This window comes from Mycobacterium colombiense, from assembly GCF_001665835.1.
In the GTDB taxonomy this organism is placed as follows: domain Bacteria; phylum Actinomycetota; class Actinomycetes; order Mycobacteriales; family Mycobacteriaceae; genus Mycobacterium; species Mycobacterium colombiense_A.
In genome coordinates, this window is record NZ_LZSX01000035.1 from 44186 (window position 1) to 67294 (window position 23109).

Below are 23109 nucleotides of genomic sequence, written 5' to 3' on the forward strand. Positions count from 1 at the left end.
TGCCCAAAACCGCTCAGAGCGAGGGCGTTTCACCGTGCTCCCGGAAGCTGGTCGAAGCGCCCGGAGCGGAGAAAAGCGATCTCGGCTCGACCTGCGGCAGTGCAGTGGGCTCCACGTTAGACATTGTCCTGAGAAAGGCCGAACCCACTTCGGGGTGGGCGGTTGCTTCCGACATGGGGCGCGAAATTATGGGCCGAGCCGCTAAGACGGCCGGGTCCGCCATCTGGAATGGCATGCCGGGACTGCTAATTCGCTCACCGGGACGGTCGAACGGAGTTGCTGGCAGGTCGACCTGTGGGGCGGCGATTTGGCTCTGGCCGGGTATGACGGGCGACCGGTCGATCAGCTTCGGCGGTATCGCGTCCGATTTCCTGGTGTCGTCGCTCTGGGGGACGCCCGTGCTCCAGCTGGGGTATCCGGGTGGAGTCGGACCGGTCGGCGGGCGGTTCGGACCGCTGTTGCCGCCGTCGCCAGGACCCGCGGTCGGTGGCCGCGCGGTCGATGCCTGCGGCCAGGCCGGACTTGCGCCCGTCGCCTGCTCGAGGTACTGCCGCCACGCCTGCAGATAGCCGAACAGCTGCTGGGTGTAGTCGGCCGGCGCGGGCGGCGCCGGCGACCCCGCAGTGTTGGGCGGCGCCATCGGCATTGGCGGCATGAACGGCATGGGCGGCATGAACGGCATGAACGGCGGCATGAACTGCCCTCCCGCCGGCGCGGTGGGCAGCAGGGGCGGCGCGGTCAGGAATGGTGACCCGGCCGCCATGGCCGCCCACTGCTCCAGAAGCTGTCGCCAATTCTGGAGATAGCAGAGCAACTGCTGGTTGTAATCCGTTGTAGGCATGGACATTTGTTGACCTCCAGCTAGTGCGGGATAGGGGACGGAGGGGCGCCGAGCGAAAACGCGGCCGGTGTGTCCAACGGATGCGGCAGCGACCGCTCGCAGAGTTCCGAGTCGAGCATGCGGAGCGCGCGGGTGTCGGCCGGCTCGCGGTTTTCGATGTCGAACACGTAGCAGTAGTCGCCGGCCGGTGTCGGCATCCGAATCGGGCTCGACATACCTTGATCGAGGAAGCCGTACGGGAAATCCCAGTAGAGCGCCGGCGTCTTCTCCCGGCGATCTAGACCACCCGATTCCACCCAGATGTAGTGGTCGAGAATGGCATTGACGGCATGTCGTCCCGACTCGCACGCACTCTCCATCGACGTCACCCGGGTGAACGTCTTGTTCCACGTGCCCGCGAAGACCACCGAATTGTTGTGCACCTGGTAGCCACCATGGCGGGCCTGCCAGACATTGCGCTGTGTGAGATCTGCGAGCCACCCGTCCTCGTCCGGGGTAGTCGTCCACGACGTCCCGTGCGGATTCCACGGGTCGCTGCCAGGCCGGTTGTTCCAGTCTCCCACGATGGGAACGAGGTACGGTGACTCGTTGCGTATCACGCGGCCCCGGCCCTGACCGGGTCCGGTGGCCATGAGCAGCCCGCGATCGAGCGCATACCACACAGGCCACGGCATGACCTCTTCCCCGGCGGATCCCGGGCAGCTCGTGAGCGCGGAAATGATCTGGCGCCACACCTCTGCGGCGATTTCGTCGGGTATGCAGTCGCGGGCCGCCTTACCCTGCCCGGAAGCGTCGACCAGGTGAGACGAGGGGCTGTTGAAATCCCCGATGTCGACCGAGAGCACCGAGACGCAGCCGTCGCGGTCCAGAATCGGTCGCTTCTCCCACAATCCAGACTGGTTGATCGACGACAACGCCCACTCCGTGCCGGTGAGCAAGATGTGTCCGCGGAGCAACTGAAATTCCGTGTCGAAGTAGTACTGGATGCCGCATAGCGTTTGGAATCGATCCCATGGCACCCGTCCCATCTCGTCCATCGAGTAGGGATTCCGTCGGTGCTGCGGCCGCGTGGTCTGAGGCTGCAGTGGACCGTCAGGTGGGGGAGGGATGGTGGTGAAACCGTCCAGCCTGGACACGGTTCCGCCGGTGCCCGCCGCGCGCAGCGCGGTGGTGATGTATTCGGCTGCCGGGGCGTCGACGGCGACGACCGTGTAATCGGGCGCCACCCGGGTACCGTCGGCAAACGTGATCTGCGCGCGGGGCCGCAGATGGGGTGGCTCTGCCGGGTCGAAGGCCGGAGGGTCGAGGCGAGTCGCCTTGTTGTGGACGAAGCCGACGCCGAGTGTGACGAGGTGGCGGTACCAGTGGTCCAGCCACGACTCGGTGGTGGGACCGTTGAGCACCCCGTCGGCCTTGTTGTCGCGGCGGTCCATATTCAGATATAGCTGCAGATAGGTGCTCATGTTGGTGCGCGCGTCGCCCCAGACCGAATCGAGAGCGACCAGGATCCTTGGCAGTTGGCGCAACAGCCTGTCGCAACTCGGCGAATAGGAGAACTTGTTGATCCCGGTCGTGCGGTCGAATCCGACCAAGAAATCGTAGGCGGACACGTTCTGCAGTTCCCGCGCGCGACGCAACGGACTGGTGGACATGTAGTGGAGCAGCCTGCCCAGGTAGGTCCCGACGTCGCTGGGGGTGAAGCCCAATGTCGCGAGTTCGCTGAGGATTCCGAAAAACTCGGCAGGGCTGCGTGGGAGTTCGCTCGGAAAGACGAGGGACGGCCGGTCGTGCACCGTGGTGCCCTTGGTGATGACCCGCCGAACGTTGTCGTAGACGGTGCGTGAAGTCGGTGTCCAGCGGGCCGGGCCGCTGGCCGGCTGCGTGGGCTCATAGACCGGGATGCGCTGGAACAGGTCCCAGATATGTAGGTAGAACGCCGGGAAGAAGCGAAAGCCGTGTTCGCCCGCGACCGCTCGCTGCGGGTCGCGCGGCCGGCCCCGTCGGCCCGGGAAGGGACGCAGCTCGGCTTGGCTCCCGTCGCGCGTGCCTACCGTCGAATATTGAGAGGCGGCTAGGCCGCCGAGCTTGACCGGCGGGTAGGTCCCTGCCGGCTCGGATCCCAGCCCGTCGCGCTCATCCTGTCGTGACTCGTACACCGTGACAACGAAACCGCGCTCGGCGAGTTCGTGAGCGGCGGTGAGGCCGGCGATGCCGGCACCGAGTACCGCCACCGTGGGACGTCGTTGGCGTGACGCCGGCGTCGTTATGCGCTCGGACATGGTGCCCCCGCGCGCAGTTCGGACAGGAGTGTGGGCTGCGAGGGGGCCCGGACCGCGGCGTGGACGTACGCCAGCATCGAGTCGTGTGCACGCTGGACGTCATCGAGCCGCCCTGCTACGCGCACCTTGCCGGTCTCGACGGCCTCGCCCAGCCCCACCCTGGCATCGAGCAGGTCGAGGATGGTGCCTCGCGAGGTGACAATCCGGGCACCCGCCAGCTGCGCCGCACCGTCCGACACCCGAAGTCGAGTGCCACCGTGCAGCGAAAACATCTCGCCGTCGACGTCGAGTTCGACCACCATCGGGCCGAGCCCTGCGACCAGCAATCGGTAACTGTCGGGCACCTCGTCCTCCAGGTGCTCGAGCGAGCGGCGCAATAGCGACGAAATTCCTTCAGCCATAGAGGAACTCGAATACCCCGGTGCCGGTGAAGTCGAAGGGCTGGCCGTTGATCGTTCCGCTCGCCCGGGTGGTACCGCCCGTTTCACAGAGCACAGTCGATCGGTCGAGGAACACCTCGCTCGGCTGCGCCAGGCGAGCATAAGAAAGCGAGCGGAACTCGGCGTGCACCCTGTCGCCCGCCCGTGTCGCGGTGATGTCCATCCGGGCCGGAACGCCCGGCACCTCGCCGTCCAGCAGCAGCCGCATCTGGGGCGGCAAGGTGCAATCGGCCGCGCGGGCGAGCCGGCCGTCCGAGCGCGTCCGCACCGCCGCATGCCGGAATATCGCGGCGGGCTCGTCGTGATGCCAGACGTACAGCGCTTGCGACAGGCAGCGCAGCCGGCTCCGGTCGGTCGTCTGCAAGAACACCATCGACCACGGGTTGCCGGGCTCGGTGGGCAAAATGGTGCCCCATGTCCAGCCGAAGTCGTCGCCCCACCGGAACCGGCCCCAGTTGTGGTCATGATAGGCGAGTTCGCCTTCCACGCGATGCTCGCGACCGCCGATACACAGCGATCCGTCGGCGCGCAGCCGCGGTACGAAGAGCCAGCTGATCCGGCCGTCCCCCAGCGGCTGGTTACGGACCACGAACGGGCGGCTCGCCGAGGTGAAGCGCAGTTCACCCTGAATGTCCTTGTCGGGCAGGTTGATTGCCACGCAGTAGCCGTCGGGTAGGACGGTCATCCGACTGCCGCCGATGGTCAGTTCACCCAGATCGGCCGAGACATTCAGGTCGCGTTCGTCGAACCGCTCGATGGCGCCGGTCCAGTTCTCGTCGTGAGCGATCACGATGACGCGTGGCGCAAGCCGGACTTCATTCGCGCGGAACCCTTCATTGTTGAGGCTGAAGTTGATCAAGAGCCGCCAGCCGCGCCCGTGGACCACGAAGTGGTGCCACTCCTTGAAGTCGGTGGGGCGGGCGGTGGCCTGCACCGGCGCGCGGAGGAAATCGTTGCGTGCGAGCAGCGCGCTCATCGTAGCCACCGCGTGGTCGGTATGACTGCCGCTTTATCGGTATTCTGCTGTGGCGTAGCCGAATTCGCGATCCGCTCGATCGCCGCACCGAGGCTCGCCAGCCCGAGCAGGACGTGCACGAAGTCATCCGGGCCCCGGCGCGTGTCGGATCGGCGGTCGTCGTCGGCCAGGGTGTGCACCATCCGGGCCACACCGGCGAGGCCGACCAGGTAGCCGATGAAACTGCTCTGGTCGGCGAGAGCTTCGCGAGGATCGGTGAGCGTCATGCGAACCCCTCGGGCCGCAGGCCAGCCAGGATGGAGTCGTCGAGGTCATGCCCGATGACGACGTCGGCCAGCAGATCCGCCCAGGCATCGGGGGCGGCGTTGGGTGCGGCGGGGCCGTCAAGAACGTTGAGGCTCACCATCTCCCAGACGCGCCGGAGATTCTCGACGGCTTCGGAGGCGGCTAGTGCGTCGCGCAGCCGCGCCCCGCGTGGGGTGGCCGCGTAGCGGCGGCCTTCGGCGACGAGTAGGTCGTGCAGCCTGCGGGCAGCCGCGGGATTGCCCAGGACCGCGCGGCGCGCGCCGACAAGCAACTCGAACGCGGATCGCTGCGTCCCGCCGGCTTCTTCCGGTGGGGTCGGGCGCAATTGTGGTGTCTCCCGGTCGATGAGGTCGAGAGTGAGCTCGCGGATCCGTTCGAGCTCCGCCAGCATGCCGATCATGGATTCGGGGTTCATCGGGTCCGCCCGTGCACGTAGTCCACCAGGTCGGCCAGCATGTCTCGATGGCGGCTGCGGGGGAACCAGTCGAGACCGGCGAGCGCGGCGGCCGCCTTCTCGGCATGCTCGGCGGCGACATTCCGAGCGTGCTTGAGCGAACCGGCCCGGTGCATCAGATCGTAGATCCATCGAATGTCGTTGAGGCTCTTAGACTCCGAGGGTTGGTGCACCTGCAGCCGAGCCTGAATTTGGGCCCGGCCCGACTGAGACAGTTGACCGCAGACGGTAAGGCGATCCAGCAACTGGGCCAGCTCCAACTCGCCGTCGGGTCCCGGTCGGCGCTTGGCCAGGATCGCCACGGCGCGTTCCCGGTCGTTCGGCTCGGCGGATCGCAAGGTGTGCAACAGCATCAGGGTCCGCTTGCCCTCCCAGATGTCGCCGCCGATCTCCTTGCCGTACTCCTCGGGATCCGCACGCAAGTTCAGTAGGTCGTCGGTGATCTGAAAGGCCGCTCCGAGGTGGCGGCCGAGGGACTCCAAGGGGGCCATTCGCTCGGGTCCGGCGCCGGCCGCGATCGCGCCCGCCTGCAGCGGCGTGATGAACGTGTACCAGCTGGTCTTGAGCTCCACCATGGTGAGGTAGTCGGCGTCGTTGAGCCGCCAGGTGTTGGATCGGACCCACTCGAGTTCCTGCCCCTGGCCGTCGACGGTCATCCGGGTCATCTTTGCGACGGCTCGCAGGATGCGCAGGGCGGGCCCGAGCCCCACCCGTTCGACGTTGTCCAGCAGCGGTTGTAGCGAAAGCGACAGCATGGCGTCGCCGACATTGACGGCGATCGGCACGCCGTGGTCGATGTGCAGCGTGGGTTTGCCTCGCCGCCACCATGATTCGTCCTCGATGTCGTCGTGGATGAGAAATGCGTTGTGGTACAGCTCGAGGGTCGCGGCGGTCGGAAGTATTGCCTCGAGGTGGCCGCCGAGGCCGAGGCAGGTGGCGATGCTCAGCGCCGGTCGCAGCGCCTTCCCGCCGCGCAGCGGGTAGTCGAGGATCAGGTCGTAGAGGCCGTTCGATCCGCGCTCTCCGGGGCCGTACAGCCGGTCGATCTCGCCGTCACAGGCCTTTTTGCACAGGGCGAGATAGTCGTCGAGCGGGTTGCAGGCTATCGGGTTCGTACCGCTGTCAGGTGATTCACACTTTGAGAGCGACGAGGCCTGTGGCATCGGTAATCCTTGCCGCGTAGCGGACCCGGGGGGAGAACTGGATTGTGCCCGTTTTGGTTTCGCCGTCGACCTCCAGGCTGGGGAGGGCACTGAATGCGAGGTCCACCGGCTCCTCGCCGGGCGATGCTTCCGGCGCCGCGCCTTGGGCGATCCGCCGGCGACGGCCGATCAAGACCATCCGGACCTGCGTTTGGTTAGTGCCGTCGAGCGGCTCGAATCGGTACAGCGAGTTGATGTTCGCCGCGTCCAGTATCTGCTGAGCGATGTTGTAATAGCCACTGACCAACTGGTTGAGCTGTTGGAACCCCACAGTATTGGTGACCAGGCAGGACGGCGCCCGATACCCCGCGTTCTCGACGAGCACGCGGGCGCCGATCAGTGAGTCCTGTAGGTCCTGGACGCCGGTTGTCGGGAAGGTGATGATATTGGGCGCTTTCGCGGCCCCATAGCACTTCTTCAGGACATCGGTGTCAAAGACATTGGCGAGGGTCTTGGTCGCTGCCATCACTGCGGTGAGCAGCGCATCGGGGGTCGGCGCAATCGTCTCCGCGACTGTCAGCTCGACGGTTGGCGGCGGAGGCGGAGACGGAGGTGGGGCGAGGGGAAGAAAGCCCGCGGACCCACCCAGCAGGCCATTGGCGACATTGAGCTGGCCGGGGTCGCCGGTGTCCCAATGCGGGATGGCCTGCCAGGCAACGCTGCACTGCCCGAACGCCTCTTTGACTGCTTGGTTGGCATGGGCCAACCGCTCTGCACTCAAGTACATGGCCGCTCCTTGACCGCCCCCGGCTGTCGGTACAAATCATGAGACAATTACCACACTCGCGCAATCACTTCAGCAAAGTTTCAAAAGTGGAGTAGTGCACTACTTGTTCAGGAGTGCCACCTCTTGACCGGGGGTCATCTCACCGCGCGCCACCGCGTCGCAGTGCGCCAGATGCAGGGGTGCGACGGGGTCGTGGGGCAACAGCTCGCGGCATCGTTCGAAGGCAGCGCGCGCTCCATCGACCTCGCCCGCGTCGAAAAGTGCAAAGGCCTCGTCGAACGCGGGCTTCGCCGCGCGCTTCGCGGCGCGAAGCGGAGCCGAATCCTCGTCGTACACTTCGTAAATCGTCACCGGCCGACGTCGATTGACCACCATGACCCGCTCCATGCGCCGGACTTCGAACCGCTCCGACGCAGCGAGGCGCTTGTACGTGTTATCGGAGATGAGCAAGGCGGATCCGTAGCGCTTGTTGGTGCTCTCGATGCGCGCGGCCAGGTTCACCGCGTCGCCGATGATGGTGAGCACCATGCGGTTCACCCCGCCGACGAGCCCAACTCCGACCATCCCGGTATTGATGCCGATTCCCGCACGCAGTTCTTCGGATCCGACTGCTTTTCGCTCCCGGTTGTGCGCGCGCAAGGACCGCAGCATCGCCAGTCCTGCCCGGACGGCGTCGGGCTCGGACTCGAAGACGGCAACGATCTCGTCCCCGCGTACGTCTTGAATCATGCCGTTGTAGCCGATGATCGGGAGCTCGACGGCACGTAGAAAACCCATCGCCAGGTTGCTCGCCTCGCCGACGTTCATATCCTCGATCATGGTCGTGTAGCCACGGATATCGCTGATGAGCACCGTCATCTCGCGCTCGACCCGGTAGCCGTTGCGGACGCGGCGAAGGTCGTCGATGTCGAGGATGCGCAGCAGTTCGTTGGGCACGAATCTCGATTGCGCGTCCATCAGGGACTGTCGGTGCTCGTCGGCGGCCCGTAGTCGCGCCTCGAGCTGGAAGTTCCACAACGCAGCGGCGGCCTGGGCGCACAGGAAGGCGACCGCCTGCTCGTGATCGGCGCCGAAGTGTCTGCCGGACTCGTCCTGCTCGGCGTAAATAACGCCAATTGTCCTGTTGTGCACCCTGATCGGAGCGGCGAGTATGGACGGCGCCTGATGCTCGGCGGCGACGATGACCGGCGAGCCACCGTCCAGCACGCGGCGCACAATGTCCCTGTCGTAGGCAACTTCGGTCCACGGCCCCTCGACAATCGAAATGCGGCCGTGATCCTGGATGGCCCGGACCGAAAGATTCTCGGCTTCGCCGGTGAGGAGCAGTACGCGGCCCGCTCCCGTGGTGTCCGCGACCGACCCCAGGATGATGTTGGCCAAGCCTTCCTGATTCGGCGCTCCCGCCAGCGCTCGCAGGAGCTGATGCGCGCCGACCGGGTCGATCCCGGTCGAACCCGTCGTGAGGTCGCGCCTGAGAAGCCAGGGGTGCTCGCGCGCGAGCCGGTCCGTACACACCGCGAAACCCAGATTCAGCCAACGCTGATACGCCGACCGCAGCATGTGCTCGCGCAGCGTCGTTCGCCTGAGGTCGGCGTAGAGCGCGGCGGCTTCCTCATGGGCATACGCACTGATAATGGGAAGCTGGTTTTCCTCGGCGAGTTCAATCGCCTGGTGAAGGTAGCGCTCCGCCTTGGCATGTTGCCCACGCCCCCTGGCCCACGACCCCTGGGCCAGGGCATACGGTGCCGCGTAGTTCTCCGGTGCGCCCGCCGCCCACTTGCGGTGCAAGGCCAGTGTCCGGCGCACGAAGCGGGCGGTCGAGGGATCCCGCGGCGCGCACCGAATCATGCTCAGGGCGCCGATCAGGTAGATGAGTTGTGAGATCACAGAGCCGGCCATGCCGCCGACGTGTTCGATTGACTCCGGCGTCGCGGCGACTGCGCCGGCGTAGTCGCCGCACCAGAAATGCAGGGCCTGCTGCCTGGCCGCGGCCGCGCTCAGGGCCACCTCGTCCCCCTCCCGGCGGGCGGCCGGCAGCACGTCTCGCTCGTCGTAACCGCTCTCGCCGGCGACGAGGAGGGGATCGGCGCTGCGGCCCATCAGGTTGAGGCAATACTGATGCGTGCCTTGGCAAAGCGCGCCAGGCACGGGCTGGGAACGGATGTGGGGAATCAGCGAACTGGCGAGCGCATCGATTTCCGCGAGCGGACGACCTACCCAGACCGACTGCGCGAGCAGGGCCGCGACCAGAAATCCGGCGTATTCCTGGTCGCCCTGGTCGAGTGCCCCCTCGATGGCGTCATGGAGCTCGCCCAAGCCGTCGCGGACGGGCTGTCGCCAGTGGCGGATGAAGTTCAGGTGCGTAAACACCGTCTGCGGCCGGGCCTCCCGGAATTCCGGGCGGTCGGCGAGCCGCATGGCTACCTCGCCGAAGCGCTGGCCGCCTGCATGATCGCCGAGCATTACGCGGATAACCCCGTAACCGCCAATGACCAGCGGCGAGTACGGGGTATGGCCGTGAGTCAACGTGAGATCGAGCTGCTTTCGTACGAACAACGGCATGAGGTTGGGCCGGACCAGGTACGACATGTTGCGCAGTTCGAGAAGAATCCGGTGGATCTCGATGACCCGCTGGTCATCGCAGTGCGGCAGTCGCAGCAGCCGCTCGGTGCTCCAGCGGCGAGTCGTCATCATCATCCGGACGACCGCGTTGCCCATCCGTGGCTTGCCCGCGTCGCTCGGCACCCTTTCGCCGAGCTCGGCGAGAGCTTGCAACCCGATCTCGAGCGCCTCCTGGAGACGGTTCTCTGCGACCCGCCCTTTGAGCCGGAGGTGAGCGATGCGCGCGCGATCCGGCGGGTCCCGCAGGATCTCCTCGGCCTCGTCGAGTAGCCCATTCAGCGCCGGCACGTCACCCACCAGCAACGCGGCGTCAGCGGCATCGAGCTGCAGCTGCCGGGTCAGGTCGAAGTGAGCGGTCCAACGCTGTCCGCCGAGCAGGTCCAGCGCATCCCGGCAGTAGTCGAGCGCCAACGGGAACGAGGCCTGCGACCTCGCCTTTTGTGCCGCACGCCGGAGTACGTCGACATAACGAATGCGCTCGGCGTCGTCGGTGAGCCCACGTCCGCCGATGCCGAGGTGGCGGGCGGCCTCGAACAATCGGTCGTCCTCCTGCTCGACCAGCCACCGACCGATCCGCAGATGTGTCGCGCGGATCTCGGCGTCGGACAGGCCGACTCGCGCCGCCTCGGTCACCCGGTCATGGCTGAAGCGATATCGGGCGTCGCGGCTGATCGCGTTGGTGATCCGTCTGCCGCCACTGTCGACGGCCTCGAGTAGACGAAGCTCGAGGCACGCCCAGAGCGCCTGGGCCACCGCATCGGGCGGTTGCGCGGCCGCTGCCGTGGCGTCGTTGAGGTCGAACTCGCCACCGAAGCACGACAGCGAACTCAACACCGACCGATCCTGCGGACTCAACTGACCGAGGTAGCGGCCGAGAAACTCGGCGGCCGTAGCAGTGACCTCGAGCGACGCCAGGACGCGCAGGTCCCAACCGGGGCGCCCGCTCGGCCCCACCGGGATGAGTGCGCCTTCGCGTTGCGCGCGGTACAGCAGCTGACGGACCTGCAGTGGGTTGCCGCCGGTGCGATGGTGGAACTCGGCGGCCACGTCGCCCAGCTCCACGCTCTGGCCGCACACGTCCGCCAGCAGCTCTTCGACGTCCTCGGGGGCCAGCGGTTGCAGTTCGATGGTGTTGAGGTTTTCCGATTTGATCCCCCCGGCGTCCGGGTCGAACTCACCCGCGCGGTGCCCGCCGACAACCAGGACGTTGCGAAGCGACACCGTCAACAATTCGGACAACAGCAGCAGCGTGTCTCGGTCTGCCCACTGCAGGTCATCGATCGCCAGCACCACCGGACGGTAGGACGCCGTGGTCGACACCAGCCGGATGGCAGCGCGGTGCAACCGACGGCGAGCATCCGCCGCATCGAGATCGGCATCAGTCGAGGTCTCGCCCAGCACCGGTGCCAGTTCGGGCACGAGCGGCGAGAGGACGCCCGCAAACCCCGACAGCTCGCTGACGAGGTCGGCAAGCCAACGATCACGCTCGGCCGGGCCGGTGGCCTCCATGGTGCGGACAACCGCGCTCAGTGCGTCGGCCAACGCCGAGTACGGAGCCGGGCCGCCGTCTCGACACCTCCCGTAGGCGAATACGCAGTTGCGACGGGAGATCTCGACGCCGAACGCCTGGATGAGCGTCGACTTGCCCACCCCCGGGACCCCGCTGAGCAGGACGCACCCTCCGCTGACCCGTTCGGCCGTCGCCACCGCGGTCCGGAGTTCGCTGAGCTCCTGCCGCCGGTCGGCCACCCGGCCGTCGAGGTCCAGTACCGGAGTCGTCACGGCCCGGCGCACTCCGTGCGCAGCGCCGTCCGCCGGATGGCGCTGCAAGGGAATCGCGAGTCGGAGCGCATGTGCATGGCGGTTCCCTCCAAGGGAATGTCCACCCACCTGGAGTGACGGTCCCCCCGCTGCGGGACTGTGCAGATCCGTTCGGCGGGTAGTGCAGAGCAGCATAGCCCAATACCAGGCGCTTTCCGAGATTTAAAGCGTCGCTGCGCAGCTAACGGAGTGACGCCCGCAACGATGATGGATTAGGCGTAGGTCGGCTTGAAGGCGTCCGCGGGTTGGGCCAGGGCCAGCGCCGAGCTGGTGCCGATCGGCCCGCGCCGGTCGAACAGCGTTGCGGCGCCGGTGGCGACCCCGGCCGTGCCGTAGTGGCTCTGGGCGGCCAGGCCGAGGAATTCGCCGTCGGGCAACCGGCTCGCGGTGACGGTGTAGTCGGCGTTGATGTAGCGCAATCCGCCGGTGCCCCAATGGGTGAGCGAGCTGGTGATGTCGCCGACGAAGGCCAGGCGGGTGAACGGCGTGAGTGGGTGGCCATGCACCATCGGGCGAAACAGCCGGGCCCAGGCGAACTTCTGGGAATGGGTCTGCTCCCATTCGCCGGCGGCGATTCCGGGGCTGCCTTCCAGCGTGGCGCCGTACCCCCAGATGAGGAAAGGCATCTCGGCTCCGAAGCCGTCCGAGGACGTTGGGAGCGGCGGCATCTGCGCGGGGGACGACCACACCTGCCCGTCGGGATGATCACCGCGGCGCAGGAACAGCGCACTGGCCCGCGCGACGACGGTGCCGTTCTGCACCAGGCTGCCGTCGACCAGCTTGATGCGCCGGCCCTCCCGCTGCACCGAGGTCCGGATCTGCACCGGCTCCATCAGGGCTGGGCGCAGCAGGTCAACGGTGAACCGGGCGGGCTGCAGGTCCGCGTCGATGCCGGATTGCTCTATGCCCCAACCCAACAGGCCGCCGACGATCTGGCCGCCCATGGCCGCGCCCCATGGGCCCTGCGTCATCTGGCCCGGAACATAGGAGTCGCCGTCTACAGTGAAAAACGCCTCGGGCATGATGGCGGAATCCTCGATCGTCACCGCTATCACGATAGGGCAGCAGGATAGTAAGGACCGGGCATGCCTCCAGTGATCGAAATTCCCCGCGGGCGTAACCCGTTCCCGCTGACCGGAGTTTCACGCGGTTCCGACGGCATTCCCCGCTATGACGAGTTGCCCGCCACCCTGCTGGGCATGCTCGCCGAACAGGTTGACGCCCGTCCGGACGCCGAAGCCCTGGTCGAGCTGGGCGCGAACCGGCTGACGTACCGGCAGCTCTGGGACCGGGCGGCGCGCGTGGCCGGCGGGCTGCGCGCCGGTGGCCTGAAGCCGGGCGATCGCGTCGCGGTACGTTACCCCGCCGGAATCGACTGGGCGTTGGCGTTCTGGGGCACGGTGATGGCCGGTGGCGTTGTGGTGGCGGTCAATACGCGATCGGCGCAGCCCGAGGTCGAGTTCGTGCTGTCCGATTCCGGTGCGCACGTGGATCTGGCGCCAAGCGCCGCGCTGCCCGAGGGGCAGCCCTACGTCACCGAGCAACTCGGCCGCGACGACACTGCCGCCCTGTTCTACACCTCGGGCACCACCGGCCACCCCAAGGGCGTGCCGACCACGCACGAGGCATTCCTGACCAACACTGAGAACGCGATCCGCTGTCTGCAGCAGCCCCGGGACCTCGGCGAGGCGATGCGCACGCTCATCTCGGTTCCGCTGTTCCACGTGACCGGTTGCAACACGCAGCTGCTGGCTGCTGCCCGGCTCGGCGGAGCCTCGGTGATCATGCCCGCGCTCAACCTGGACGGGTTGCTCACCGCGCTGATCGCCGAGCGCGTTTCGGTGATGGTCACCGTCCCGGCTATCTACTCGTTGTTGTTGCGGCACAGCGGTTTTGCGTCGCTTGATGTGTCGAATGTGCGGTGGGTGGGCTACGGCGGCGCCCCGATCGCCCCGTCGCTGGTGCGGTCGGTGAAGGACGCGTTCGGCCACGCCACGGTGTTCAACGGCTACGGGATGACGGAGACGGCCTCCCTGATGACGGTGCTGCCCGACCGCGAGGCCGTCGAACACGCCGACTCCGTCGGTTACGCCGTCCCGTCGGTGGACCTTGGGGTGATCCCGTTCGGGGATGATCCCGGCGTGGGCGAGTTGGTGGCGCGGGGCGCCAATGTGACCGCCGGCTACTGGAATCGGCCGGAGGCCACCGCCAGCACCTTCGCGGACGGTTGGCTGCACACCGGTGACGTGGTGCGCGTTGATGATGCGGGTCGGGTGCACATCGTCGACCGGCTCAAGGACATCATCAACCGCGGCGGTGAGAACGTCTCCAGCGTGGAGGTGGAGGGCGTGCTGCTGGCGGCGCCCCACGTGGCCGACGCCTGCGTGCTCGGGGTTTCCGACGACGTCATGGGGGAGAAGGTGGGGGCGGTGTTGTTCGGCGGTGACGACGAGATCGACGTGCCCGCGGTGCTCGACCACTGCCGCGGCCAGCTGGCCGACTTCAAAGTGCCGCAATATGTCACGGTGGTCGACAGCGCGCTGCCGCGCAACGCCGGCGGCAAACTGCTCAAGGCCAGGCTGCGCGAGCAGGTCCAGTGGGGCGAGCCGCTGCGATGAACCCGCGCCTGCTGGTCGCCAACCGCGGCGAGATCGCACTTCGAATCATCCGCACCGCAATCGAATTAGGCATGCGGACGGTCGCGGTCTACGCCGAGGACGATGCGGACAGCCCGCATGTGCACGCGGCCGACGAGGCGATCGGCTTGCCGGGCGGCGGGCCGCGGGCCTACCTGGACCAGACCGCCATGCTGGCGGCGGCGAAGAGCTCCGGCGCGAGCCTGATCCACCCCGGTTACGGGTTCCTCAGCGAGAACGCCGAATTCGCCAACGCCTGCGCGGCGGGCGGTTACACGTTCGTGGGTCCCGACGCCCGGGTGCTCCAGCTGCTCGGCAACAAGACGTCGGCCCGCCGCGCCGCGATGGCCGCCGGGGTGCCGGTGCTGCCCGCGACCGAGGGGCCCAGCAGCGTCGAGGACATCAAGGCATTCTTCGCCGCGCAGGGTCGCGGCATCATGATCAAGGCCCTCGCCGGTGGCGGAGGGCGCGGAATGCGCAAGGTGCACAGCGCCGATCAGATCGACGACGCCTACCAACGCTGCGCCGCCGAAGCGCGGTTGGGCTTCGGCGACCCCGCGCTGTTCGCCGAGGCGCTGCTCACCGACGCCCGCCACATCGAGGTGCAGGTCGTCGCCGCGCCGGCCGGACACCAGACGCACGCACACGCCGTCGGCGACCGCGACTGCAGCATTCAGCGGCGCTACCAGAAGCTGGTCGAAATCGCTCCCGCCCAAGGGCTTTCGGACGAGATGCGCCGGTCCCTGCACCAGGCGGCGGTGCGGCTGTGCGCCCGCGTGGGCCTGCGCGGGCTGGCCACCGTCGAATTCCTGGTCACCGGCGAGGAGTTCGTGTTCCTCGAGGCCAACCCACGCATCCAGGTCGAGCACACCGTCACCGAGGAAACCACCGGACTCGACCTGGTGGCCGTCCAGCTGGCCATCGCCGGTGGCGCGTCCTTCTACCAGCTGGGGCTGGCATCCGGAATCGCCTCGGACGGACTGGAAGTCATCGGCGAGCCGGCCGCTCGCCGCGGCATCGCCATTCAGCTCCGGGTCAACACGGAGACGTTCGGGCCCGACTTCTCCGTCGTCCCCTCGGCGGGCACGCTCACGGCGTTCTCCCCGCCCAGCGGCCCGGGCGTGCGCGTCGACACGTATGGCCGGGCGGGACTGGTGATCAGCCCCCAGTACGATTCGCTGCTGGCCAAGCTCATCGTGGACGTGCACGGATCATCGTGGCAGGCGGCGGTGCGCAAGGCGCGCACCGCGCTCGCCGAGTTCGGCATCGAGGGCGTCCACACCAACATCGGGTTCCTGCGCGAGCTGCTGACCGACGACCGGATCGAATCCGGTTGGGTGAGCACCGGTTTCCTCGACGACAGGCTTCCCGAACTGGTCCGGGCCGCGCAGTCCCGCGAGCAAGGACCGCGGGTAGCGGCGGTCGAGCTCTATCCCGGTGAGGACGCGCTACGCGCGCAGATGGCCGGCACCGTGGTCGAGGTGGCGCCCGAGGGAGCCGAATACGCCGCGGGCGGCCAGCTGGTTGTCCTGGAAGCGATGAAGATGCAGCACGTGCTCGTCGCGCCGGACGCGCTGCGGGCCGTCCGGGTTCTGGTCACGCCCGGGCAGGTGGTCGGGACCGGAGACCCGCTGCTGGTCTTCACCCGGACGGAGGCGACCGGTGACGGTGAGTCCGTCTCGGCCGCAACCGATCTCGACCGGCCGCGCGCTGATCTGGACGAGGTCGCACACCGGCATTCCCTGACGCTGGACGAGGGCCGCCAGGCCGCGGTTGCCAAGCGGCACAGCCGAGGTCGGCGCACCGCGCGGGAGAACATCGCCGACCTCGTCGATCCGGACAGCTTCGTCGAATACGGTGCGCTGGCCATTGCGGCGCAGCGCAGCCGCCGCTCCGAAGAGGACCTGATCGCCAACACCCCGGCCGACGGGTTGGTCGCCGGCCTGGCCACCATCGGCGCGGATCGGTTCGGGCGGGCCGCGGCGCAGGCCGTCGTGGTGTCGTACGACTACACCGTGCTGGCCGGCACGCAGGGCATGCGCAACCACGCCAAGACAGACCGCGTGTTCGACCTCGCCGCGCGAAAACGGTTGCCGGTGGTGCTGTTCGCCGAGGGCGGCGGGGGCCGGCCGGGGGACACCGACGTCGGCGGTGCCGCCGGGCTGGACGTCCCGACCTTCCGGATGCTGGCGGCGCTGAGCGGGAAAGTGCCGTTGGTGTCGGTCGTGTCGGGCCGGTGCTTCGCCGGCAACGCCGCGCTGGCCGGGGTGTGCGACGTGATCATCGCAACACCGGACGCGAACATCGGGATGGGCGGCCCGGCGATGATCGAGGGTGGCGGGCTGGGCGTGTATCCGCCGGAGGCGATCGGGCCGATCGGGGTGCAGCGCCGCAACGGCGTGGTCAGCCTGGTCGCCCGGGACGAATCGCACGCCGTCGCGCTGGCCAAGCAATACCTGTCGTACTTTCAGGGCGCCCTGAGCGACTGGACCGCGCCCGACCCGCGGCTGGCCCGGCATGTGGTGCCGGAGAACCGGTTACGCGCCTACGACGTGCACCGGGCCATCGAGGCGATCGTCGACGTCGGTTCGGTGCTGGAGCTGCGGCCGGACTACGGCGTGGGCATCGTCACCGCGCTGGTGCGCGTCGAGGGAGTGCCTTACGGGTTGATCGCCAACAGCACCCATCACCTGGGTGGCGCGATCGATGCCGAGGCGGCCGACAAGACGGGCGACTTCCTCGCCCTGTGCGAATCGTTCGGGCTGCCGGTCATCTCGTTGTGCGACACCCCGGGCTTCATGGTCGGGCCGGACGCGGAGATCCAAGCAGCGGTTCGCCGCTTCGGCCGGATGTTCGTCCTGGGTGCCCGGCTGACGGTGCCGCTGGGGATGATCATCCTGCGCAAGGGGTATGGGCTCGGCGCGATGGCGATGGCCGGCGGTTCATTCCGCGCGCCGCACTTCACCGTCGCGTGGCCGACGGGCGAGATCGGCGGCATGGGCCTGGAGGGCGCTGTGCGCCTTGGGTTCAGTAAAGAGCTGGCCGCCGTCGATGATCCCGCCGAGCGGCAAAGCCTGTTCGACCGCCTGGTGGCCGCGGCCTACGAGCACGGCAAGGCGCTGCGGGCGGCCACCACGTTCGAACTGGACGACGTCATAGACCCAGCAGCCTCCCGGGCCTGGATAACCAGGCTCTCGGGAGGCTGACGGGTTCAGCGATTACGCGTGGCCGGAGCCGCAGCCGACGCCGGGCAGACATCCGGTGCCGCCGGGAACGCCACCCGGTCCCGCGTTCTGCCCGCCGGAGCCGCAGCCGACGCCCGGCACGCAGCCCTGGCCGCCCGGCCCGCCGCCGGGGCCGTTGAACTGGCCACCGGAGCCGCAGTTTCCGTTGGCGTCGCAGCCGCCGCCGCCCGGGTCGTCCTTGAAGGTGACGTGGGTCGGGGCGGGTGAGTTGGCGGCTGGTCCGGCGACGTAGACGTCAGCAGCGGCCGCGGGAGCGGCGGCGATGGCCGCAGCGACAGCCCCGGCAACAACCAGCGGTTTCATGAGTGTCAATTTCGATAACATGCGCGTGGCATACCACCGCAACACGTGTCCAAAACATCACGAATAAAATTTGTCAGCAAACGAAGTCCCCGCTGCCTACGGCGGCTCCCACCGCGACGGAAGGCCCGACACCATGACCTCACAAGATCTGACCGGCCGCACCGCGATCATCACCGGCGCGTCGCGCGGAATCGGGCTGTCGATCGCCCAGCAACTGGCGGCCGCGGGGGCCAACGTGGTGCTCACCGCGCGCAAGCAGGAGGCCGCCGACGAGGCCGCCGCCCAGGTGGGGAAGCAGGCCCTCGGGGTGGGTGCCCACGCGGTCGACGAGGATGCGGCGCGCCGCTGCGTCGAGCTCACGCTGGACCGTTTCGGCAGCGTCGACATCCTGATCAACAACGCCGGAACCAATCCGGCATACGGTCCGCTGATCGACCAGGATCACGCCCGCTTCACCAAGATCTTCGACGTCAACCTGTGGGCCCCGCTGCTGTGGACCTCGCTCGTGGTCAAGTCGTGGATGGGTGAGCACGGCGGGTCGATCGTCAACACGGCCTCCATCGGCGGCTTGCATCAATCGCCGGCGATGGGCATGTACAACGCCACCAAGGCCGCGCTGATCCATGTCACCAAGCAACTGGCGCTGGAACTTTCGCCGCGCATCAGGGTCAATGCGATATGCCCGGGTGTGGTCCGCACCCGGCTCGCCGAGGCGCTGTGGAAGGACCACGAGGACCCGCTGGCGTCGTCGATCGCGCTCGGGCGCATCGGGGAGCCGATCGACGTGGCCGCGGCCGTCGCCTTCCTGGTCTCGGACGCCGCGAGCTGGATCACCGGCGAGACCATGGTGATCGACGGCGGCCTGCTGTTGGGCGCCGCACAGGGATTCCAGTCCGCACCGGGAGGCGGGCAATGACCGCCGTCGATACGGCCGACCTGGACGCGCGGGTGCAGGCCCTGCTCGACGAGCACGATCCGGCGACCAGCGACCCACGCGATTTCCTTGGCGCACAATACGATGCGGGGTTGGCCTGGGTGCATTTACCGCACGGTTTCGGCGGGCTGGATCTGCCGCGCACCGGTCAGGAGCGCGTCGATGCCCGGCTGGCCGCCGCCGGCGCGCCGGTGGGCGGCACCCGCAAGAATTACATCGGCATGGGCATGGCGGCGCCGACGATCGCGGCCTTCGGCACGGACGAGCAGAAGCGAAAGTTCCTGCGCCCGTTGTTCACCGGTGAACAGATCTACTGCCAGCTGTTCAGCGAGCCGGGCGCCGGATCCGACCTGGCCGGGGTGGCCACCCGGGCGGTGCGAGACGCGCATAACCCTCAAGACTGGATTGTCAACGGGCAAAAGGTGTGGACCTCGCAGGCGCAACACGCGCAGATGGCCATCCTGGTCGCCCGGACCGATCCGGCCGTGCCGAAACACCACGGGCTGACCTACTTCCTCTGTGACCTGACCCAACCGGGGGTCGATATCCGGCCGTTGCGCCAGATCACCGGCGAGGCGGAATTCAACGAGGTGTTCCTCACCGACGTCCGGGTGCCCGATGCCAATCGGCTCGGCCCGGAGGGCGGCGGCTGGCGGGTCGCGACCACCACGCTCAACAACGAACGCGTCGCCATCGGGTCGCGTGCCGGCGTCCCACGGGAAGGCGGCCACATCGGCAAGGTCACCGCGGCTTGGCGCGACGAGCCGGAGCTGCGCAACCCCGCGATGCACGACCAGCTGATGCGGCTGTGGGTCGAGGCGGAGGTCCTTCGGCTCGCCGGTGAACGGTTGCGGCAACAGGCGGCCACCGGTCAGCCCGGTCCCGAGGGCGCTGGCATGAAGGTGGCTTTCGCCAAACTGGCGCAAGCGATTTCGGGCTTCGAGATCGAGCTGCACGGCGAATCCGGGCTGCTCTACGATGACTGGACCATGCGCAGGCCCGAGACGGTCGACCTGGTCGGTCGCGGACCCGGCTACCGCTACCTGCGGGCCCGCGGCAACTCGATCGAGGGCGGGACGTCAGAAATCCTGCGCAACACCATCTCCGAGCGGATCCTCGGCCTGCCGGGTGAACATCGCGTCGACAAAGACGTCGCCTGGAAGGACCTACCCCGATGAGCGCGCACACCGCCGACCTGCTGTACTCCGACACCGAAGAGGCGCTGCGGGCCGGCGTCCGTCAGTTGTTCGCCGAGCGGTGCCCACCCGAAACGGTCGTGCGCGCCTATGACCCGCAACCGCAAGAGTTTTCGGGAGTGTGGCGCACGCTGGCCACCGAATTGGGCGTGGCCGGCCTGCTGGTTCCGGAGTCGCTGGGCGGCGCCGGCGCGAGCGCTCGCGAGGCCGCCGTGGTCATGGAGGAGATCGGCCGGGCCGTCGCCCCTGTTCCGTTTTTGTCCAGCGCGGTCCTCGCCACGATCGCGCTGCTGCGTGCCGGTGACACCGAGACCGTGTCGGCGCTGGCCCAGGGCGAGCTGACGGCGGCGTTGGTGGTGCCGCTGTCGAGCGCACCGGGCGACCCGATCACGGGCGTCGGCGGCGGCGCCGACGGCCTGAGCGGGTCGGTCACCAGCGTGGCCGGCGCCGACGGCGCCGATGTGCTGGTGGTCCCGGTCGCCGGGCGCGACGGGCTCGAGCTGCACACCGTCCCCGGCGACGCGGCGGGCGTGCAGATCTCCCCGGCGCTCGCGCTGGATATGACCAGACCCCTTGCCGCCGTGACGTTTTCGGGATCCCCGTCGTCCCGGGTCGGGGCCGGCGACGAGCCGGTCACCGAAGCCATCCGGACCGGCGCGGCCCTGTTGGCTTCCGAGCAACTCGGGGTGGCCCAATGGTGCTTCGAGACCACGCTGGCGTACGCCAGGGAGCGCAGGCAATTCGGCCGGACGATCGGCTCCTATCAGGTGATCAAGCACCGGCTGGCCGACCTGTGGTTCGAGGTCGGCGCGGCCACGGCCGCGGCCCGTTACGCGGCCGACGCCTGCGCCGGCGGCGGTCCCGATGCGGACGCGGCGGCGGCCATCGCCCAGGCCTACTGCAGCGATGTCGCCGTGCACGCCGCCGAGGAGTGCGTGCAGCTGCACGGCGGCATCGGGATGACCTGGGAATATCCGGCGCACCTCTACCTCAAGCGGGCCAAGAGCGACCAGTTGGCGTTCGGCACCGCCTACCGTCACCGCGCCCGCCTGGCCGAATTGGTCGATCTGCCGGCGTTCTGACCTTCGGCGCCGGCCGACGATAGAGTTTGCCGACCAAGCAGGTGGGAGTGGCGCGAATGCGGGTGTTGCTGTCGGCGTACGACTCGCGCGGGGGCGTCGAGCCGTTCGCCGCGCTCGCGGTGCACCTGCGCGCGCTTGGCGTCGACGCGCGGGTGAGCGCGCCGCCGGACGCCGAATTCGTTGAGCTGCTGGCGCGTGTCGATGTGCCGCTGCTGCCGTTCGGTGACTCACTGCGGGCGATGAAGACCGGGGCGGTGCCGTCGGAGGCGGACCTGCGCCGGCACCTGGACGGGCTGATCGCCATGCAATTCGACGCCGTGGCCGCCGCGGCCGAGGGCTCCGATGCGCTGGTGGTGGCCGGCTTCCCGCCGGCCGCCGCGGCCGCCCGATCGGTGGCCGAAAGCCTGGGGATCCGCTACGTCTACGTCAGTTACCAGCCCACCATCCTGCCGTCGCCGCACCACCCGCCGCCGACCTACGCCAACGGGCCGTTCCCGCCCGGCACGGTCGACAACCGGCTGCTGTGGCAACTCGACGGCCGGCATATGCAGGAGCCGTTCGGCGCGACGCTCAACGGTCACCGGGCGGCGATCGGACTGCCGCCGCTCGACAACCTGCGCGACTACGCGCTGACCGACCGCCCGTGGCTGGCGACCGATCCGATCCTGGATCCATGGCGGCCTGCCGACCTCGACGTGGTGCAAACCGGCGCCTGGCTGCTGCGCGACGAACGCCCGCTGCCGGCCGAGTTGGTCGAATTCCTCGACGCGGGCGCACCGCCGGTCTATGTGGGCTTCGGCAGCATGCCGATGCGCGCCTCGCACGACATCGCACGGACGGCCATCGAGGCGATCCGCGCGCAGGGCCGCCGGGCCGTGGTCTCGCGTGGCTGGGCCGACCTGGCCCCGATCGACGACCGGGACGACTGCCTGGCCGTCGGCGAGGTCAACCACCAGGCGCTGTTCGGGCGGGTCGCCGCCGTCGTGCACCACGGCGGGGCGGGCACCACGACGACGGCCGCCCGGGCCGGCGCGCCGCAGGTGGTGGTGCCCCAGGGGGCCGACCAGCCCTACTGGGCGACCCGGGTGCGCGACCTGGGCATCGGCGCCGCCCATGACGGCCCCGCCCCGACCAGCGAGTCGCTGTCGATCGCGCTCGAGGCGGTTCTGACCGACCAGACCCGCGCCCGGGCGAGATCCGTGGCCCCCACGATCCGCACCGACGGCACCGCGGTGGCCGCGACGCTGCTGATGACCGCGCTAACGCGGTAGCGCCGACGCGAACAGCTCCGTCATCGCGTCCCAATGCCGCTCGGCCGCGGCGGCGTCGTACGGCGCATTGTCCGGAACCGCGAATCCGTGCCCGGCCGAGTACCACTCGATGGTGTGCTCGACACCGGCCGCCGTCAGCGCCTTGTCGAGCTGCTCGGCGTGACCGGCGGTGAACGACGCGTCGTTCTCGGCGCCGCCCACGTACACCTTGGCGCTCATCCGGTCGGCCAGCAGGTGTGGGCTGTCCTCGGTGTCGGTCACCAGGCCGCCGCCGTGGAAGGATGCCGCCGCCGCCACCCGGTCGGGCACCCGTCCGGCCACCATCAGCGACGTCCGGCCGCCCATGCAGTAACCGCACACCCCGAACCGCTCGCCGACCACCTCCGGGCGGGCGGCCAGGTAGTCGAAGAACGCGCCGGCGTCGGCGGCCATCCGGTCGGGGGTCACGCTGCCGATCATCGAGAACAGGCGCCCGCGCTCCTTCTTGTCGCTGAACACGGTCGCCATGTCGAACGGCGCCCAGTCCGCGGTGCGGTAGTAGACGTCGGGCAGCAGCACGGTGTAGCCGAAGCCGGCCAACTTGGCGGCCATCTGCTGGAACGTGTCGCGCACGCCGCCGGCGTCGGGGTACATGACCACACCGGGCCACGGGACTTGGGATTCCGGGCCGTCGGGGGTGAACAGGTGCACCGTGCAGGTGCCATCGGGAGTGGTGACGACGTCGATGATGTTCGGCATGGCATTCGTTCTACTCCGCGGGCATAGACCCAAATT

The 23109-nt window shown here is 68.5% G+C and carries 16 protein-coding genes and 1 pseudogene; 6 read left to right on the forward strand and 11 right to left on the reverse strand.

Annotation, left to right across the window (positions count from 1 at the left end):
• Window positions 1–13 precede the first annotated feature (13 nt).
• From A5760_RS08280 to A5760_RS08320, 9 genes and pseudogenes are all read right to left on the reverse strand, one after another.
• A pseudogene (locus tag A5760_RS08280) lies at window positions 14–3120 on the reverse strand (NAD(P)-binding protein).
• Window positions 3105–3521, reverse strand: a complete 417-nt coding sequence (locus A5760_RS08285; RefSeq protein ID WP_064879535.1) for a hypothetical protein — start codon at window positions 3519–3521, stop codon at window positions 3105–3107. The pseudogene A5760_RS08280 and the gene A5760_RS08285 overlap by 16 nt, the downstream one beginning before the upstream one ends.
• Window positions 3514–4536 (reverse strand): hypothetical protein, encoded by a 1023-nt coding sequence (locus A5760_RS08290; protein WP_064879537.1) that lies wholly within the window; start codon window positions 4534–4536, stop codon window positions 3514–3516. The genes A5760_RS08285 and A5760_RS08290 overlap by 8 nt, the downstream gene beginning before the upstream one ends.
• Complete coding sequence (locus tag A5760_RS08295; protein ID WP_064879542.1) at window positions 4533–4802, reverse strand: hypothetical protein; 270 nt, start codon at window positions 4800–4802, stop codon at window positions 4533–4535. The genes A5760_RS08290 and A5760_RS08295 overlap by 4 nt, the downstream gene beginning before the upstream one ends.
• Complete coding sequence (locus tag A5760_RS08300) at window positions 4799–5257, reverse strand: hypothetical protein (protein WP_064879544.1); 459 nt, start codon at window positions 5255–5257, stop codon at window positions 4799–4801. Before A5760_RS08300 ends, A5760_RS08295 begins: the two co-directional genes overlap by 4 nt.
• Complete coding sequence (locus tag A5760_RS08305; RefSeq protein ID WP_064879546.1) at window positions 5254–6459, reverse strand: polyprenyl synthetase family protein; 1206 nt, start codon at window positions 6457–6459, stop codon at window positions 5254–5256. The genes A5760_RS08300 and A5760_RS08305 overlap by 4 nt, the downstream gene beginning before the upstream one ends.
• On the reverse strand, window positions 6428–7225 hold the full coding sequence (locus A5760_RS08310; protein WP_064879548.1) for a hypothetical protein: 798 nt from the start codon (window positions 7223–7225) through the stop codon (window positions 6428–6430). The genes A5760_RS08305 and A5760_RS08310 overlap by 32 nt, the downstream gene beginning before the upstream one ends.
• 99 nt (window positions 7226–7324) lie before the next feature.
• Window positions 7325–11629 (reverse strand): AAA family ATPase, encoded by a 4305-nt coding sequence (locus A5760_RS08315; protein ID WP_231122584.1) that lies wholly within the window; start codon window positions 11627–11629, stop codon window positions 7325–7327.
• Between the two features lie 251 nt (window positions 11630–11880).
• The gene (locus A5760_RS08320; protein WP_196772029.1) at window positions 11881–12714 is read right to left on the reverse strand and encodes a thioesterase family protein; all 834 of its coding nucleotides are present in this window, start codon (window positions 12712–12714) and stop codon (window positions 11881–11883) included.
• Window positions 12715–12753: 39 nt separating this feature from the next.
• Here A5760_RS08320 and A5760_RS08325 point away from each other — a divergent pair, with 39 nt between their 5' ends.
• Window positions 12754–14286, forward strand: a complete 1533-nt coding sequence (locus tag A5760_RS08325; protein WP_196772030.1) for a class I adenylate-forming enzyme family protein — start codon at window positions 12754–12756, stop codon at window positions 14284–14286.
• Window positions 14283–17510, forward strand: a complete 3228-nt coding sequence (locus A5760_RS08330; protein ID WP_064879552.1) for a carboxyl transferase domain-containing protein — start codon at window positions 14283–14285, stop codon at window positions 17508–17510. The genes A5760_RS08325 and A5760_RS08330 overlap by 4 nt, the downstream gene beginning before the upstream one ends.
• Before the next feature lie 12 nt (window positions 17511–17522).
• Here A5760_RS08330 and A5760_RS08335 read toward each other — a convergent pair whose 3' ends face one another.
• Window positions 17523–17852 carry a hypothetical protein gene (locus A5760_RS08335; protein WP_064879554.1) on the reverse strand — a complete coding sequence of 110 codons (330 nt, stop codon included), beginning with the start codon at window positions 17850–17852 and terminating at the stop codon, window positions 17523–17525.
• 133 nt (window positions 17853–17985) lie between these two features.
• Here A5760_RS08335 and A5760_RS08340 point away from each other — a divergent pair, with 133 nt between their 5' ends.
• Genes A5760_RS08340 through A5760_RS08355 form a run of 4 tightly spaced genes read left to right on the forward strand, consistent with a single transcriptional unit; the run spans window position 17986 to window position 22335 of the window.
• Window positions 17986–18768 carry an SDR family oxidoreductase gene (locus A5760_RS08340; protein WP_064879556.1) on the forward strand — a complete coding sequence of 261 codons (783 nt, stop codon included), beginning with the start codon at window positions 17986–17988 and terminating at the stop codon, window positions 18766–18768.
• The gene (locus tag A5760_RS08345; protein ID WP_064879558.1) at window positions 18765–19964 is read left to right on the forward strand and encodes an acyl-CoA dehydrogenase family protein; all 1200 of its coding nucleotides are present in this window, start codon (window positions 18765–18767) and stop codon (window positions 19962–19964) included. Before A5760_RS08340 ends, A5760_RS08345 begins: the two co-directional genes overlap by 4 nt.
• Window positions 19961–21064, forward strand: coding sequence for an acyl-CoA dehydrogenase family protein (locus A5760_RS08350; RefSeq protein ID WP_064879560.1), 1104 nt, complete (start codon window positions 19961–19963; stop codon window positions 21062–21064). The genes A5760_RS08345 and A5760_RS08350 overlap by 4 nt, the downstream gene beginning before the upstream one ends.
• 56 nt (window positions 21065–21120) lie before the next feature.
• A complete protein-coding gene (locus A5760_RS08355) occupies window positions 21121–22335 on the forward strand; it encodes a glycosyltransferase (RefSeq protein WP_064879562.1) in 1215 nt (404 codons plus the stop codon).
• On the opposite strand, the gene A5760_RS08360 is transcribed toward A5760_RS08355, so the two are convergent.
• Window positions 22324–23073: a dienelactone hydrolase family protein gene (locus A5760_RS08360; RefSeq protein WP_064879564.1), complete on the reverse strand. Its 750-nt coding sequence runs from the start codon at window positions 23071–23073 to the stop codon at window positions 22324–22326. The genes A5760_RS08355 and A5760_RS08360 overlap by 12 nt on opposite strands.
• Between the last annotated feature and the right edge of the window lie 36 nt (window positions 23074–23109).